The organism is Aquitalea sp. ASV11, assembly GCF_016429185.1.
GTDB classification, from domain to species: Bacteria; Pseudomonadota; Gammaproteobacteria; order Burkholderiales; family Chromobacteriaceae; genus Aquitalea; species Aquitalea pelogenes.
Genome location: NZ_JAELUD010000086.1, coordinates 1 through 15,153 on the forward strand (window position 1 = coordinate 1; position 15,153 = coordinate 15,153).

The following is a 15,153-nucleotide window of genomic DNA, read 5'->3' on the forward strand; positions in this document are numbered from 1 at the left end:
GTGGCAGGGTGAGTACTGCGTCAAACTGCTGCTCTGGCAGTTTCAGCCGTGCCAGCTGGCTGCGTAGCTGGTCCGGGTCGGCTATCAGCAGCTGGGCCGCCCCGCTTTGCAGCAGGCGCGGACATTCCTGCTGGCTGTTGGTGGTGATGTACTGGCTGTTTTCCTGGAAACCGGCTTTGGCCAGGAATTCCTCTTGCACATCATGATTGCCCACGCAGACCTTGCAGCAGCTTTTCACCTGCTCCAGGTTTTGTGGAGCTACAGATGTCTCGCCGTGCAACCGGTAGAACACGCGTTGCATGTAGGCTATCTGCCCCAGCCAGATAAACTGGCTCTCGCGGCTGCTGGTCCGGGCAATCGAATAAATCAGCGTATTGGGTCGGGTAGCGGCGATGCGATAGGCGCGTGCCCATGGAAACACTTGAAAATCTGCTTTCAGGCCAGCGCGCGCCAGGATGTCCTTCACCAGTCGCGTGCTGGGGCCGGAGATATTGCCTTGGCCATCCACGGTATTCAGCCAGAACTCGTTTTCGGTCACCACCAGCAAGCGCTCGGCTGCACTGGCAGGCTGGGCCAGCAGCGCCGATAGCAGCAGTACGGCACCGGCGTGGGACAGGCAGGACAGAACACGGTGGATGACTGACATGGTGAGGCTCCGGCAATCACATCAGGAATGAGTACACTATAAACGACAACAGCCGCCGGGTTGCACCGGCGGCTGTTGTCGTTGAAACAAGGCTTGTTACAGCTTGCCTTCCAGCCAGGACGGCAGGCTTTCCAGCGCTGCGGCCAGGTTCTCCGGCTGCGTACCGCCAGCCTGGGCCATGTCCGGACGGCCACCGCCCTTGCCGCCTACTTGCAGGGCAACCTGATTCACCAGTTCACCGGCCTTGACCTTGCCGGTCAGGTCCTTGGAAACGCGGGCAATCAGGCTCACCTTGCCGTCGGCCACGCAGGCCAGCAGCGCCAGGCCGCTTGCCAGCTTGTCCATCACCTTGTCGCTCATGTCACGCAAGGTGGCAGCATCAATGTCGTCAATCTTGCTGATCAGGCAGGCCACACCGTTGATGCTTTGCTGTTTGCCGGCCAGCAGCTGGTCGAGCTGACCCAGTGCCAGTTGGCCCTTCAGCTGCTGCGCCTGTTTCTGCGCGGCCTTCAGTTCGGCCTGCAGTTTTTCCAGCTTGGACAGCAGTTCGCCCGGCTGTGCTTGGGCGATGGCAGCGGCGGCTTTCAGTTCGCCATCCTGTGCCTGTACCAGCGCTACCGCACCTTCGCCGGTGACGGCTTCGATACGGCGCACGCCAGCAGCCACGCCGGTTTCGGCGATGATCTTGAACAGGCCGATATCACCGGTGCGCTGTACGTGGGTACCACCGCACAGTTCGGTGGAGAAGTCGCCCATTTTCAGCACGCGCACGGTGTCGCCGTACTTTTCACCAAACAGGGCAATGGCACCGGCCTTGATGGCGTCGTCGTAGGACATGTGGCCAACGCTGACTTCGACGTTGTGGATCACCACGCGGTTGACGATGCGCTCCACTTCGGCCAGTTGCTCGGCGGAAACCGGTTCGTTGTGGGCAAAGTCGAAGCGGGCACGTTCCGGGTTTACCAGCGAACCTTTCTGCGCCACGTGTTCACCCAGCACATGGCGCAGGGCGGCATGCAGCAGGTGGGTGGCGGAGTGGTTACGTGCGGTGGCGGCACGCTTGTGCAGGTCGATGGTGGCGGTGACGCTGTCGCCCACCTTCAGGCTGCCACGGGCCAGACGGCCCTTGTGACCGAATACGGCGGCTTGTACTTTCTGGGTGTCGGCCACGTCGAACAGTGCAGCCACGCCGCCCTGGGCAGAGATTTCACCCACATCGCCCACCTGACCGCCGCCTTCGGCGTAGAAGGCGGTATTGTCCAGCACCACGATGCCTTCGTCGCCGGCGTCCAGCTGCTGCACGGCTTCATTGCCCTTGTACAGTGCCAGTACCTTGGCATCCACGCTGCTGGATTCATAGCCGTTGAATACGGTGTCGGCACCGCTGTAGTCCACATTGCCGGCCATCTTGAAGGACGATGCGGCACGGGCGCGTTCGCGCTGGGCTTCCATTGCCTTGTCGAAGCCGTCCTGATCCACTTCCACTTCACGTTCGCGGCAGATGTCGGCAGTCAGGTCCAGCGGGAAGCCGAAGGTGTCGTACAGCTTGAAGGCGGTTTCGCCATCCAGCACCTTGCTGTTGGCTGCCAGTGCGGTTTCCAGCAGGGCCATGCCCTTGTCCAGGGTTTCGGCAAAGCGCAGTTCTTCCTGGCGCAGGGTGTCTTCGATCTCGGCCTGCTTCTGGCGCAGTTCCGGATAGGCCTGACCCATTTCCTCGGCCAGGTCGGCGACCAGCTTGTGGAAGAACAGACCTTTCTGACCCAGCTTGTAACCGTGGCGGATGGCACGACGGATAATTCGACGCAGCACATAGCCACGACCGTCGTTGGACGGAATCACGCCATCGGCAATCAGGAAGGAACAGGCACGGATGTGGTCGGCAATCACCTTGAGTGACGGCACGTCCATGCTGAAGGGCACGCCGGTTTCACGCGCAGCGGCTTTCAGCAGGTTCTGGAACAGGTCGATCTCGTAGTTGGCGTGTACGTGTTGCAGCACGGCCGAGATACGCTCCAGGCCCATGCCGGTATCCACCGACGGCTTGGGCAGCGGATGCATGGTGCCGGACTCGTCGCGGTTGAACTGCATGAACACGTTGTTCCAGATTTCGATGAAGCGGTCACCGTCTTCTTCCGGGCTTCCCGGCGGGCCGCCCCAGATGTGGTCGCCGTGGTCGTAGAAAATTTCGGTACACGGGCCGCAGGGGCCGGTGTCACCCATCTGCCAGAAGTTGTCCGAGGCGTAGGGCGCGCCCTTGTTGTCGCCAATGCGGACAATCTTGTCAGCCGGAACGCCGATTTCCTTGTTCCAGATATCGAAGGCTTCGTCGTCGGTGGCGTACACCGTCACCATCAGCTTTTCCTTCGGCAGTGCCAGCCATTGTTCGCCGGTGAGGAATTCCCAGGCAAAGTGGATGGCGTCGCGCTTGAAGTAATCACCGAAGCTGAAGTTGCCCAGCATTTCGAAGAAGGTATGGTGACGTGCGGTGTAGCCGACGTTTTCCAGGTCGTTGTGCTTGCCGCCGGCGCGTACGCATTTCTGGCTGGTGGTGGCGCGGGTGTAGGGGCGCTTGTCAAAGCCGAGGAACACGTCCTTGAACTGGTTCATGCCGGCATTGGTAAACAGCAGGGTGGGGTCTTCCCACGGTACCAGCGAGCTGGAGGCTACTACCTGGTGGCCTTTGGAGGCGAAGAAATCCAGGAATTTCTGGCGAATTTCGGAGGTTTTCATGTCGGTTTCGTCGATATTGAATACGTTGGTAGCGGCGTGGGACAGTGTCTTGCGGCCATTACGGTCATGCCCGATTGTGTCAAGCCATGGCAAGGCTGGCAAGGGTCATGGCGCGGCGATGAAGCCTGTGCCGGCTTGGAGCCAATAACAACCCCCCCGCTCCAGCGTTGCGCCGCCTTGCCGTACGCCATGTACTGTCAGCGGCGGCGCGCCTTGGCCCGGGTTCGCTACGAGGTTTTGTCAGCCGCTCCTAGTCCTCGTCAGCGCAGGGGAAGTCGTCTTCGTCACGGCCTGCCATCACCTGACGGATGACACCCATGCCAAAGCCGCGTGCCGCCAGAAAGCGCATCTGTTTCGCCCTTTCCTGCGGCGTGGTGGCCACGCTGCCAAACTTCTTTTCCCACTGTCGCCGGGCCAGGGCCAGGTCGTCACGCTCGGCCAGGGCATCGGCAATGTCTTCCTGTGCTACACCGCGCTGGCGCATTTCCTGCTGCAGGCGGCGGGTGCCGTATTTCTGGCCCTTGATGTCGGCAAACTGCCGGGCAAAGCGGCTGTCGGACTGCCAGTTGCGCTCGGCCAGTTCGTCCAGCAGGGTGGCCAGCTGTTCCGGGCTTTCGGCAAACGGCGCGAGCCGCCGCTCCAGTTCCCGCCGGGTGTATTCGCGGCGGGACAGGAGATCGACGGCTCGCGCCTTCAGGCTTTTTTCCATCAGCCGTTCGCGTGCTTATACGTCCAGTACGTCGTCAGCCAGCTCTTCGTCGTTCTCGGTGATTTCCACCTTGATGCCGACGGCTTCGCGGATCTTGCCTTCGATGTCCTTGGCGATGGCCGGGTTGGACTTCAGCCATTCACGGGTGTTGTCCTTGCCCTGGCCGATCTTCTGGCCGTTGTAGGCATACCAGGCACCGGATTTTTCAATGAAGCCGTGCTTGACGCCCAGCTCGATGATTTCGCCTTCGCGGCTGATGCCTTCGCCGTACAGGATGTCGAAATCGGCCTGGCGGAACGGCGGCGATACCTTGTTCTTCACTACCTTGACGCGGGTTTCGTTACCGATCACCTCGTCACCCTTCTTGATGCCGCCGACGCGACGGATGTCCAGACGCACAGAGGCGTAGAACTTCAACGCGTTACCGCCGGTGGTGGTTTCCGGGTTGCCGAACATCACGCCGATCTTCATGCGGATCTGGTTGATGAAGATCACCAGGGTATTGGTGCGCTTGATGTTGGCGGTCAGCTTGCGCAGTGCCTGGCTCATCAGGCGGGCTTGCAGGCCGACGTGGCTGTCACCCATTTCGCCTTCGATTTCGGCCTTGGGTACCAGCGCGGCCACCGAGTCGATCACGATGACGTCAACACCGCTGGAACGCACCAGCATGTCGCAGATTTCCAGTGCCTGTTCGCCGGTGTCCGGCTGGGAAATCAGCAGGTCTTCCACGTTGACACCCAGTTTCTGGGCGTAGATCGGGTCCAGTGCGTTTTCTGCGTCGATGTAGGCGCAGGTGCCACCCAGTTTCTGGGCTTCGGCCACGGCCTGCAGACACAGGGTGGTTTTACCGGAGGATTCCGGGCCGTAGATTTCCACGACACGGCCGCGCGGCAGACCGCCAACACCCAGTGCCAGGTCCAGGCCCAGCGAACCGGTGGATACCACTTGCAGGTTTTCGTTGATCTGGTTGTCGCTCATCCGCATGATCGAACCCTTGCCGAACTGCTTTTCGATCTGGGCAAGGGCTGCCGCCAATGCGCGGCTCTTGTCTTCTGACGCCATGCTGTCTCCAATTGCGTGTAGTGGAATCGATAGATGGGGGATTATCGCACAAAGGCAAGAGCCGACAAATGCGAAAGGCGGCTTGAAATGACACCAACGCACGCAACATGGTATTGAAGGAGAGGCTGGCCGGAATCGCCTGGTCAGGTAAAATGAGAGCATGATGAACGAGCGCGCACAACGTCTGCTGAAAACGCTGATCGAACGCTATATTGCCGATGGTCAGCCAGTGGGATCGAAAACCCTGTCCATGCTGTCCGGCATGGAGCTGTCATCTGCATCCATCCGCAACATCCTGGCCGACCTGGAGGGCATGGGGCTGATTGCCTCGCCGCATACCTCGGCCGGACGCGTGCCGACGGCCAAGGGCTATCGCCTGTTTGTCGACCACCTGCTCACCATCCAGCCGCTGGAAGAGCTGGCCATGCGCGAGCTGGAAAGCAGCCTGCAGCCGGACAGCCCGCAGCGCATTGCGCAGGCGGCATCCACCTTGCTGTCCGATCTCACCCACTTTGCCGGGGTGGTGGTGACGCCGCAGCGCTCTGATGTCGCTTTTCGCCAGATCGAATTCTTGCGCCTGTCCGAGCGGCGCATCCTGATGATTCTGGTGACGCTGGATGGTGATGTGCAAAACCACTTGCTCACCACCGAGCGCGATTACAGCCCGAGCGAACTGGTGGAAGCCGGCAATTTCATCAACCAGCATTATGCTGGCCAGGGCCTGAGTGCCATTGCCAGCCGCGTGGCGGTGGAGTTGCGCGAACTGCAGGGCAATATCACCGAGCTGATGTCGGCTGCGGTGCGCTTTGGCCAGAGTTCGCTGGGCAGCCCCAGTGACGCGGTGGTGATTGCCGGCGGCATGAATCTGCTGAATGTGCGCGATTTGTCCGAAGACTTGTCACGACTGCGCGAGCTGTTTGCCACTTTCGAGCGCAAGACCGAACTGCTGAAACTGCTGAACCAGGGGCAGGACGCCCAGGGCGTCAATATTTTCATCGGCGAGGAATCCGGCGTGATGACGCTGGACGAATGCTCGGTGGTGACCGCGCCCTACAGCATCAACGGCATGGTGGTGGGCACGCTGGGCGTGGTCGGCCCTACCCGCATGGCCTACGAACGGGTCATTCCCATTGTCGATATTACTGCGCGGCTGGTTTCCAGTGCGCTCTCTTATTAAGCCGCACTGGCGGCAATACACGGAATTTCCGATGAAACGATTCTTGATGGCCGCCGCCCTTGCCGGTGGCGTGGTGTCTTCTGTGGCGCAAGCCGATGCCGCCTTGCTGGCGCGGCCCGATGTACAACGCTATATCGACGAGCAGGTGGCCAGCGGCAGCTTCAACCGGCCCGAGCTGGAAGCCGTGTTTGCCAATGTGGAACTCAAGCCCAACATCATTGCCATTCTGGACAAGCCGGCGACATCCCGGCCTTGGTATCAGTTTCGCGGCAGCTTTTACAACGAACGCCTGCTGAAAAACGGCGTGGCCTTCTGGCAGCAGCATGCCGCCACCTTGCAGCGTGCCGAGCAGATGTATGGCGTGCCGCCGGAAATGGTGGTGGCCATTCTGGGCATTGAAACCAATTACGGCCGCAACACCGGCAGCTTCCGCCTGGCCGACGCGCTGACCACCATTGCCTTCAACTACCCGCGCCGCGCCGAGTACTTCCGCGGCGAGCTGACCGAATTCCTCAAGCTGTCCAAGGAAGAGGGCATCGACCCGCTGTCGCTGAAAGGCTCTTATGCCGGGGCGATGGGCCTGCCGCAGTTCATGCCGTCCAGCTTCCGCAAGTGGGCGGTGGATTTTGACGGCAGCGGCCACCGCGACATCTGGAATAACGTCGACGATGCCATCGGCAGCGTGGCGCATTACTTCCAGCTGCAAGGCTGGCGCCATGGCGACGACATCGTCATCCCGGCTGCAGTACAGCCGGGAGTGGATCTGAGCAGTCTGGTGGCCGACAAATTCAACCTGCACCTGACGGTGGGCGAACTCAAGGCGCGCGGTGTGCTGCCGCAAGCCCAGGTGGCGGACAACGTGCAGGCGGTGCTGGTGCCGCTGGAAACCGCGCCGGGTGTGACGGAATACTGGCTGGGGCTGAACAATTTCTACGTGATCACCCGCTACAACAAGAGCACCCTGTATGCCAAGGTGGCGCAAGAGCTGGCAGCCGAGCTGCGCCTGCGCTACCTGAATGCCCAGGCCCAGTCAGCAGCACAGCCCGCTGCCGACAGCGTGAATCCGGCCCAGTAAGGCCAGCCAGACCGGCAGGCGGCAACTGACAAAAGAAGTCGCCTTGCCGGCCGATTGCCATTAAAATCCGCCCCCATGAGCTATCAAGTCCTTGCCCGCAAGTGGCGCCCCAAACGCTTTGCCGATCTGGTCGGCCAGGAGCACGTGGTGCGCGCCCTCTCCAATGCCCTGAAAGAAGAGCGGCTGCATCACGCCTATCTGCTGACCGGCACCCGCGGGGTGGGCAAGACCACCATCGCACGCATTCTGGCCAAGAGCCTGAACTGCGAAACCGGCACCACGGCCGAACCTTGCGGTGAGTGTTCTGCCTGTCGCCAGATCGACGCAGGCCGCTTTGTCGACCTGCTGGAAATCGACGCCGCTTCCAATACCGGCATCGACAATATCCGCGAAGTACTGGAAAACGCGCAGTACGCGCCCACTTCCGGCCGCTTCAAGGTGTACATCATCGACGAAGTGCACATGCTGTCCAAGAGTGCCTTCAACGCCATGCTCAAGACGCTGGAAGAACCGCCGTCCCACGTCAAGTTCATCCTGGCCACCACCGATCCGCAAAAAGTGCCAGTCACGGTGCTGTCCCGCTGCCTGCAGTTTTCGCTGCGCAACATGACGCCACAGCAGGTGGCAGGGCATCTGGCCCATGTGCTGCAAGTGGAAAACGTGCCACACGAAAGCGCCGCGCTGGCCCTGCTGGGCCGTGCCGCTGCCGGTTCGATGCGGGATGCGTTGTCGCTGCTGGATCAGGCCATTGCCTATGGCATGGGCGAGGTGAAAGAAGACGGCGTGCGCGCCATGCTGGGCGCGGTGGACCGCCGCTACCTGTTCGTGTTGCTGGAAGCACTGGCCGCCGGTGATGGCCCGCGCCTGATGGCCGAAGCCGAACAGCTGGCGCAGCGTGGCATCGGTTTTGACAGTGTGCTGGCCGAAATGGCCGTGCTGTTGCAGCAACTGGCCATGGCACAGACCGTGCCCACGGCCATTGCCGACGACGAACCCGAACGCGAAGCATTGTTTGCGCTGGCCAGCCTGATTGCCCCGCAAGACGTGCAGCTGTACTACCAGATTGCCATTCATGGCCGCAAGGATCTGGCGCTGGCACCGGACGAACATGCCGGTTTCAACATGAGCCTGCTGCGCATGCTGGCCTTCCATCCGGTCAACGCCCAGCCTGAGAATGCAGCCGCGCCGCGCAGCCATGTCGCGCCTGCCGCACATCGCCCGGCACAGGTCCAGGCCAGTGCGCCGGCGGCGGTAACTGCGGCCGAGCCGGGCAGCGACGGTTCTGCCGCTGCCCGTGCCTTGCTGGCGGGCCTGGCCAATCGCAAACCGGCCAGCCGTCCTGCCGAGCAGCAGGCTTCCCCGGCGGCCGACGCCGACCCGGAACCTGCGCCCCGGCCTGAGCCTGTCGCACCGCCACCTGCGCCGGTGGAGGCGGTAGCCAAACCGCAAGTTGCGCCTGCTGTGGTGGCACCGGTTGCTGCATCCGCTCCTGCTGAAGAGACGCCTGAAGCTGAAGACCAGGCCAGCGAGCAGGACAGCGAACTGGAAACCGCGGCACCATGGGACGATGCCGACGATGCCTTGCCTGCCTATGCCATGGCCGAGGAGGCCGAGCTGGCGGAGACGGTGGCCTATCAGTTTGATGGCGACTGGAGTGCGCTGGTGGGCTTGCTGGGTACCCGTCTGGGAGCCGCCCGCATGCTGGCACATAATGCCGTGCTGAAAAACTGGAGCCAGTCGCGACTGCAACTGGCCGTGCCGGACAGCTTCCGTCACATGGCCACCCGCGACTATCAGGAAAAACTCAAGGCTGCGCTGACCGAGCAATTCGGTCAGCCGGTCGAACTGGTGGTGACAATCGAGGAACTGGGGCTGGAAACACCGGCCATGCAGGGTGCCCGTCATCGTCAGGAACAACTGGCCCAGGCCCGACAATGCCTGGAAAACGATCCGGTCATCCAGCAACTGGTGCGCGAAATGGGCGCCACGCTGGTGGCGGAAACGATTCAACCTTTGCAGGAGTTGTGACATGTTCGGTAAAAACGGTATCGCTGGTCTGATGAAGCAAGCCCAGCAAATGCAGGAAAACATGAAGAAGGCCCAGGAAGAACTGGCCACCGTGGAAGTGGAAGGCCAGTCCGGTGCCGGTCTGGTGAAAATCGTCATGACTTGTGCCCACGATGTGAAGCGCGTGTCCATCGACGACAGCCTGCTGGACGATGCCAAGGAAGACAAGGAAATGCTGGAAGACCTGATTGCCGCCGCCGTCAACGACGCGGTACGCAAGGTGGAAGCCACTTCCCAGGAAAAAATGTCCGGCTTTACCAACGGCCTGAATCTGCCTGCCGGCATGAAACTGCCGTTCTGATTTTCTGCCATGTGGGCGGCATTGCTTTCCAGTGAAGGCAATGTCTCCCGGCATTGCCTGTGCTCAGGCTTTTGATGTTTCTGCTGTTTTCCCATCCTTTTTGTTTGCCCGCCCGATGAAAAACCCACCCGCGCTTGAACAATTGATTGCTGCCCTGAAAGTGCTGCCTGGTGTCGGCCCCAAAACCGCCCAGCGCATGGCCTTCCATTTGCTGCAACGGGACAAGACCGGGGCGGACAAGCTGGCGCGGGCGCTGGATCGGGCGCTGAATCATCTCGCACATTGCGAGCGCTGCAATACCTTCAGCGAAACCCCGCTGTGCAGCATCTGTGCCGACCCGGAACGCAGGCCGGACCAGCTGTGCGTGGTGGAAATGCCGGCCGACCTGATGACGCTGGAGCAGGCCAAATGCTATCAGGGCCTGTATTTCGTGCTGATGGGGCGTATTTCGCCGCTGGACAATATCGGCCCCAAGGAAGTGAACCTGGACAAGCTGATGGTGCGGGCGCTGGATGATGTGGTGGAAGAGGTGGTGATTGCCACCAATTTTACTGCCGAGGGCGAAGTCACCGCCCACATGATTGCCGAGCTGCTCAAGGGCCGTGGCCCCAAGGTGTCGCGCATTGCGCGCGGACTGCCGGTGGGCGGCGAGCTGGAATATGTCGACCTGAGCACGCTGGCGCAGGCGGTGTACGAACGCAAATCGCTGACCGCCCAGTCCGACTCGTCCACCCCGCCGGGCTGAGCGTCACGCCAAGCCCTGTCACTCCATGGCTTGCCGTAGCAGCGCGCCTAACAGGGCAACCCCCTCGCGCTGGTGCAGCGGGTCGAAAAAGCTGAAGTTCAGCCGTAGTGCATTGGCACTTACCGCATGCGGATAAAACAGCGTTGCGGGTGCATAGTGTATGCCCTGTTCGATGGCCAGCGGCAGCAAGGCCGCACAGTCCAGCCCTTCCGGCAACACCACCCACTGGAAATAACCGCCCTCGGCGCGCAGCAAACGGCTGCCGGCCGGGAAACTCTCCATGATTTGCTGCACCATGGCATCGCGCCGCTGGCGCAGGCTGGCACGCAGCCGGGTCAGCATGTCGCCGTGCTGGCCGGTGGCAAGCAAACGCGCCAGCGCCATCTGGCTGGGCAGGGGCGTGCCCAGCGAACTGCACAGCTTCAGCCCGCGCACGGTGTCGCTCAAGCGCCCGGCTGCAATCCAGCCTACCCGGTAACCCGGTGCCAGCGATTTGCTGAACGATGAACAGTGCAGCACCGTGCCGCTACGGTCGTAGGCCTTGAGCGGGCTGGCCCCCTGTTTGCCGAAGTACAGCTCGCGGTAGGTGTCGTCCTCGATGATGCATACCCGGTATTGCTCGGCCAGTGCCACCAGCGCGCGCTTTTGCGCTTCCGGCATCACCAGGCCGGTGGGGTGCTGGAAATTGGCCATCAGCACGATGCCTGCCGGGCGCTGCATACGCAGTGTGTCCTCCAGCGCATCCAGGTCCAGGCTACCTTGCTCGGACAGGGCCGCCGGCAGGATGGCAATGCCAAGATGGCGCAGCTGTTCCAGCGCCGCCGGGAAAGCTGGCGTCACCACCACCATGCTCTGGCTGCCGGAGGCGCTGACCGCCGCGCGCATGGCCAGGGTGAGTGCTTCCATGCCACCGCAGGTAATCAGCAGTTCGTCCCCCGCCAGCGCAATGCCCTGGCTCAGATAATGCAGGCCCAGCTCGCGGCGCAGGCCGTCAAAACCTTCCAGCGGTGTGCTGGACAGGGCGTCGCGGTAGTCCTGCAAGGCGCGGCCCAGTGCCCGGTTCATCGGTGTGGTGTTGATCAGCGCCGGGTTGATGAAGGGGCAGCCCCAGGGCATGGGCAGGGCGGTGGTCAGGTGTTCCATGCGCAGGGTTTGCGTGGCGGCGGTTTCGGCCGGTGCTGCGCGGGTTACCGGTGGACACACGCGGAAGCCGGAGCGCGGCAGCGCCTGCAGCAAACCCTGCCGCTCCAGCTCGGCATAAGCGCGCTGGGCGGTGGTGAGGCTGACGCCATGGTCCTGGCACAGCTGGCGCAAGGAGGGCATGCGGTCACCGGCGCGCAGCTGGCCCTGTTCGATGGCATGGCGGAACAATTGCGCCAGTTGCTGGGTTTTGCTCATGGACTGATTACTCGCGGATGGGGTGCTCATTCGCCGATAAAGCTGCTTTTTTCCTGCAGCACATGCGCCGGTTGCGCCAGCGAATGAATGACAAAACGGATGTCATTGGCCCCGCGTGCTGCATGTTGCGGCTCCACCTGCACCCGCACGCCGATGGTCTCGGTGGCGGTGGCGGCCAGGCTGACTGTCGGCGTGGCCGCTACCAGCCGGATGCCGGGCAGGCCTTCCACGCTGATGGCCAGCCGCTGCGGGGTTTCACTGCTGTTGATCAGCCGCACACTATAGCTGTTTTCCAGCCAGCCATCGTCGGTTTCCCGCACCAGGCTGGCGCGGTCGCGCAGGATGTCGACCTTGAATGGCAGGCGCTGGGTAAAGCTGTACACCGACAGGCTGATGATGCCGAGCAACAGGCTGCTGTAAAACAGCACCCGTGGCCGCTGCCATGCCGGTTTGCTGACGCTGTCGCCTGCCAGTGCGGCCTCGCTGGTGTAGCGGATCAGCCCGCGCGGAGCGTGCAGCTGGTCCATCACCTGGTCGCAGGCGTCGATGCAGGCTGCGCAGCCGATGCACTCGTATTGCAGGCCGTTGCGGATGTCGATGCCGGTGGGGCAAACCTGCACGCAGATGCCGCAGTCGATGCAGCCGCCACTGGATTTATCCGCCTGTTTGCCGCGTGGTTCACCACGCCGGGCATCGTAGGAAATGATCAGCGTATCGCGGTCGAACATCGCGCCCTGAAAGCGGGCATAAGGGCACATATGGCTGCACACTTTTTCGCGCAGCAGCGCGGCCAGCAAATAGGTGAAGGCCGCGTAGAACAGTATCCAGAACACCTCCCACGGCCCGGCCTGACCCTGCCACAGATTACTGGCCAGCTGGCCTGCCGGGGCAAAATAGGCCACCAGCGAAAAGCCGGTCCACAGCGAAAACAGCAGCATCAGGCCGTGGGCCAGCCCCTTTTTCAGTAGCTTGCCGACGCTGTCGGGGGCGGCATCCAGCTTGCGTCTTGCCTTGTGGTCGCCCAGCACAAGCCGTTCAATCCATAGCATGATCTGGGTGTACACCGTTTGCGGACAGGAATAGCCGCACCACAGCCGCCCGGCCAGTGTGGTCCACCAGAACAGACCCAGTGCGCTGACCACCAGCAGGGCGGCCAGATAGACAAAGTCCTCCGGCCAGAAGCTGGCACCGAAGACGAAAAACTGGTGGCGTTCCAGGTCAAACAGCACCGCCTGGCGATGATTCCATTGCAGCCATGGCAGGCCGAGGAAAACCAGCTGGGTGAGGATGACCAGTGCCACGCGGATGTTGTTGAAACGGCCACTGGTCAGGCGGGGGTAAATCTTGATGGGGACGGGCTGGCTCATGCTGCGGGCTCCGGAAGGATAACCCGCTCTTTTTAGGTGCTGTCACCATGACAGACAATGCACAGATCAAGCTGGTTTTATCAGTACAGATTTTTATTTTATCTATAAAAACAAAGGCTTGATTTGTATTGCATCCGGGTGGAGCTACCGCTGATGCATACAGTTTCGGTACAGCTGTTTGCGCCAGATCAAACCGCTGGCTTAGCGCGTCAGCTGCGGAAACAGCCGGTACAGGCCATCGACGATGATTTCCACCGATACCGCCGCCAGCAGCATGCCCATTATCCGGTTGACGATATTGATGCCGGTCTGGCCCAGCAGGCGGCTGATGGGGGAGGCCAGCACCAGCGCGCCATAGCAGGTAACGGCAACCAGCAGGCTACTGATCAGCAGATACACCACCTGCACCCAGGAGTGGGCGGTGGAGGCATAAATGATGACGGTGGAAATGGTGCCGGGGCCGGTGAGCAGCGGAATGGCCATGGGTACTACTGCGATATTGGTTTTGGCTTCGGCCTCGGACTGCTCTTCCTTGGTGGTCTTGGTGGGGGCCGGTTTGGCATTCATCAGCGCAATGGCAATCAGCATCACCAGCAAGCCGCCGCCTACCTGAAAGGAACCGATGCTGATACCGAGAAAGTGCAGCAGCGTTTCGCCTACCACGGCAAATACGCACAGCACCACCGCCACCGCCAGCGTGGTGGTCTTGGCAATGCGCTTGCGTTCCAGCTGACTGGAAGTCGGGGTCAGGCTGATGAAGATGGGAATGGCCCCGAGCGGGTTGACCAGCACCAGCAGGGCGACAAATATTTTGGCGATTTCGAGTTCCATGGTGCATCCATGCTAGGGCAAAGCCGTGGGGCTGACATTCAGCGGCGGGACACAAAGCTGCAGGCTTGCGCCAGCGCTGCCGGACAATGCATGCAGCATAGCGCTTGCCGCCCTGCATTGCCGCTCAGCCCTTGTGTGTGACGGCGGACAAGGGCTCGTGAAAGCGCAGCAGGCGTCCGGCATTGGCCATCACCAGCAGGGTGCTCAGATTGTGCAGCACAGCCGCCAGCAGCACGCCGGCACTGCCCAGCAGGCCAAAGGCGGCCAGCAGGGTGAGTGCCACTGCCCAGCCGAGCCCCAGCACCACGTTTTGTGCCAGCACACGGCGGCATAGGCGGCTGAGCCTGATGGCGGTGGCCAGGCGGCGCAAGTCATGGCTGATCAGCACCACATCGGCAGCGGCCACGGCAATATCGGCTGCGCTGGCACCCATGGCCACGCCAACCGCACCTGCCTTCAGCGCCAGCGAGTCGTTGATGCCATCCCCCACCACCAGCGGGCGGTAACCTGCGCTGATTTCTGTCTGTACTTCCTTGAGTTTGCCGGCAGGCAGCACCTGCGCTACCACACGGTCCATGGCCAGCGACTGGCCCACCGCTTCCGCGGCCTGCCGGTGGTCGCCGGTCAGCAGCATTTGCCGTTGCAGGCCCAACTGGCGCAGTTGCTGCATGGCCTCGGCGGCCTCGGCGCGCGGGCTGTCGGCCAGATGGAACCAGGCCAGCAGGCGGCCATCCAGCGCCAGCCCGGTCAGCGAGGCAGTGCTGCGCGCAGGCCGTTCACCAGGTACGCCCATTTGCTGCAACAGCGCAGGGCGGCCCAGCAGCACCTGCCCCCACTCACTGTCGGCCTGCATGCCCATGCCGGGCAGTTCCTGCACATTGCGCAAGGCGGGCGCGGGCTGGTTGGTGGAGAGGGCGGCCAGCGCGCGACTGACCGGGTGGGTGCTGCAGGCGGCCAGCCCGGCAGCCAGCCAGACTGCTTCCACCGGGCTGTCGTTCACCAGCGTTTCCACCAACTGCACTGCCAGCTGGCCGCTGGTGAGGGT

General features: G+C 62.1%; 13 protein-coding genes. 5 read left to right on the forward strand and 8 right to left on the reverse strand.

Annotation, left to right across the window (positions count from 1 at the left end; all coding sequences use genetic code 11):
- The 4 genes from JHD62_RS19070 to recA form a co-directional block, all read right to left on the reverse strand.
- On the reverse strand, positions 1 to 646 hold a 646-nt coding region (locus JHD62_RS19070; RefSeq protein WP_199104220.1), incomplete at its 3' end, for an ABC transporter substrate-binding protein.
- A gap of 96 nt (positions 647 to 742) precedes the next feature.
- Entirely contained in the window at positions 743 to 3,376 is a 2,634-nt protein-coding gene (gene alaS / locus JHD62_RS19075; RefSeq protein ID WP_199104221.1) for an alanine--tRNA ligase, read from the reverse strand.
- Between the two features lie 250 nt (positions 3,377 to 3,626).
- Positions 3,627 to 4,085, reverse strand: a complete 459-nt coding sequence (gene recX / locus JHD62_RS19080; RefSeq protein WP_199104222.1) for a recombination regulator RecX — start codon at positions 4,083 to 4,085, stop codon at positions 3,627 to 3,629.
- A gap of 15 nt (positions 4,086 to 4,100) precedes the next feature.
- On the reverse strand, positions 4,101 to 5,147 hold the full coding sequence (gene recA, locus JHD62_RS19085) for a recombinase RecA (RefSeq protein WP_199104223.1): 1,047 nt from the start codon (positions 5,145 to 5,147) through the stop codon (positions 4,101 to 4,103).
- Positions 5,148 to 5,307: 160 nt separating this feature from the next.
- Between recA and hrcA the strand changes: the two genes are divergently transcribed.
- From hrcA to recR, 5 genes are all read left to right on the forward strand, one after another.
- Positions 5,308 to 6,324 carry a heat-inducible transcriptional repressor HrcA gene (gene hrcA / locus JHD62_RS19090; protein WP_045846080.1) on the forward strand — a complete coding sequence of 339 codons (1,017 nt, stop codon included), beginning with the start codon at positions 5,308 to 5,310 and terminating at the stop codon, positions 6,322 to 6,324.
- A gap of 31 nt (positions 6,325 to 6,355) precedes the next feature.
- Positions 6,356 to 7,399, forward strand: coding sequence for a lytic murein transglycosylase B (gene mltB / locus JHD62_RS19095; RefSeq protein WP_199104224.1), 1,044 nt, complete (start codon positions 6,356 to 6,358; stop codon positions 7,397 to 7,399).
- Between the two features lie 75 nt (positions 7,400 to 7,474).
- Positions 7,475 to 9,427 (forward strand): DNA polymerase III subunit gamma/tau, encoded by a 1,953-nt coding sequence (gene dnaX, locus JHD62_RS19100; protein ID WP_199104225.1) that lies wholly within the window; start codon positions 7,475 to 7,477, stop codon positions 9,425 to 9,427.
- Between the two features lies 1 nt (position 9,428).
- The gene (locus tag JHD62_RS19105) at positions 9,429 to 9,767 is read left to right on the forward strand and encodes a YbaB/EbfC family nucleoid-associated protein (RefSeq protein WP_045846077.1); all 339 of its coding nucleotides are present in this window, start codon (positions 9,429 to 9,431) and stop codon (positions 9,765 to 9,767) included.
- A gap of 115 nt (positions 9,768 to 9,882) precedes the next feature.
- On the forward strand, positions 9,883 to 10,512 hold the full coding sequence (gene recR, locus JHD62_RS19110) for a recombination mediator RecR (protein ID WP_199104226.1): 630 nt from the start codon (positions 9,883 to 9,885) through the stop codon (positions 10,510 to 10,512).
- A gap of 18 nt (positions 10,513 to 10,530) precedes the next feature.
- On the opposite strand, the gene JHD62_RS19115 is transcribed toward recR, so the two are convergent.
- From JHD62_RS19115 to JHD62_RS19130, 4 genes are all read right to left on the reverse strand, one after another.
- Positions 10,531 to 11,940 carry a PLP-dependent aminotransferase family protein gene (locus tag JHD62_RS19115; protein WP_199104227.1) on the reverse strand — a complete coding sequence of 470 codons (1,410 nt, stop codon included), beginning with the start codon at positions 11,938 to 11,940 and terminating at the stop codon, positions 10,531 to 10,533.
- Positions 11,937 to 13,277, reverse strand: a complete 1,341-nt coding sequence (gene ccoG, locus JHD62_RS19120; RefSeq protein WP_199104228.1) for a cytochrome c oxidase accessory protein CcoG — start codon at positions 13,275 to 13,277, stop codon at positions 11,937 to 11,939. The genes JHD62_RS19115 and ccoG overlap by 4 nt, the downstream gene beginning before the upstream one ends.
- 201 nt (positions 13,278 to 13,478) lie before the next feature.
- Positions 13,479 to 14,108: a MarC family protein gene (locus JHD62_RS19125; protein ID WP_199104229.1), complete on the reverse strand. Its 630-nt coding sequence runs from the start codon at positions 14,106 to 14,108 to the stop codon at positions 13,479 to 13,481.
- 124 nt (positions 14,109 to 14,232) lie between these two features.
- A partial coding sequence (locus tag JHD62_RS19130) for an HAD-IC family P-type ATPase (protein WP_199104230.1) occupies positions 14,233 to 15,153 on the reverse strand: 921 nt, incomplete at its 5' end.

Bases quoted from the DNA above. Each gene is read 5' to 3' on its own strand.
- alaS (WP_199104221.1), bottom strand. From the start codon at position 3,376: ATGAAAACCTCCGAAATTCGCCAGAAATTCCTGGATTTCTTCGCCTCC.
- recX (WP_199104222.1), bottom strand. From the start codon at position 4,085: ATGGAAAAAAGCCTGAAGGCGCGAGCCGTCGATCTCCTGTCCCGCCGC.
- recA (WP_199104223.1), bottom strand. From the start codon at position 5,147: ATGGCGTCAGAAGACAAGAGCCGCGCATTGGCGGCAGCCCTTGCCCAG.
- hrcA (WP_045846080.1), top strand. From the start codon at position 5,308: ATGATGAACGAGCGCGCACAACGTCTGCTGAAAACGCTGATCGAACGC.
- mltB (WP_199104224.1), top strand. From the start codon at position 6,356: ATGAAACGATTCTTGATGGCCGCCGCCCTTGCCGGTGGCGTGGTGTCT.
- dnaX (WP_199104225.1), top strand. From the start codon at position 7,475: ATGAGCTATCAAGTCCTTGCCCGCAAGTGGCGCCCCAAACGCTTTGCC.
- JHD62_RS19105 (WP_045846077.1), top strand. From the start codon at position 9,429: ATGTTCGGTAAAAACGGTATCGCTGGTCTGATGAAGCAAGCCCAGCAA.
- recR (WP_199104226.1), top strand. From the start codon at position 9,883: ATGAAAAACCCACCCGCGCTTGAACAATTGATTGCTGCCCTGAAAGTG.
- JHD62_RS19115 (WP_199104227.1), bottom strand. From the start codon at position 11,940: ATGAGCACCCCATCCGCGAGTAATCAGTCCATGAGCAAAACCCAGCAA.
- ccoG (WP_199104228.1), bottom strand. From the start codon at position 13,277: ATGAGCCAGCCCGTCCCCATCAAGATTTACCCCCGCCTGACCAGTGGC.
- JHD62_RS19125 (WP_199104229.1), bottom strand. From the start codon at position 14,108: ATGGAACTCGAAATCGCCAAAATATTTGTCGCCCTGCTGGTGCTGGTC.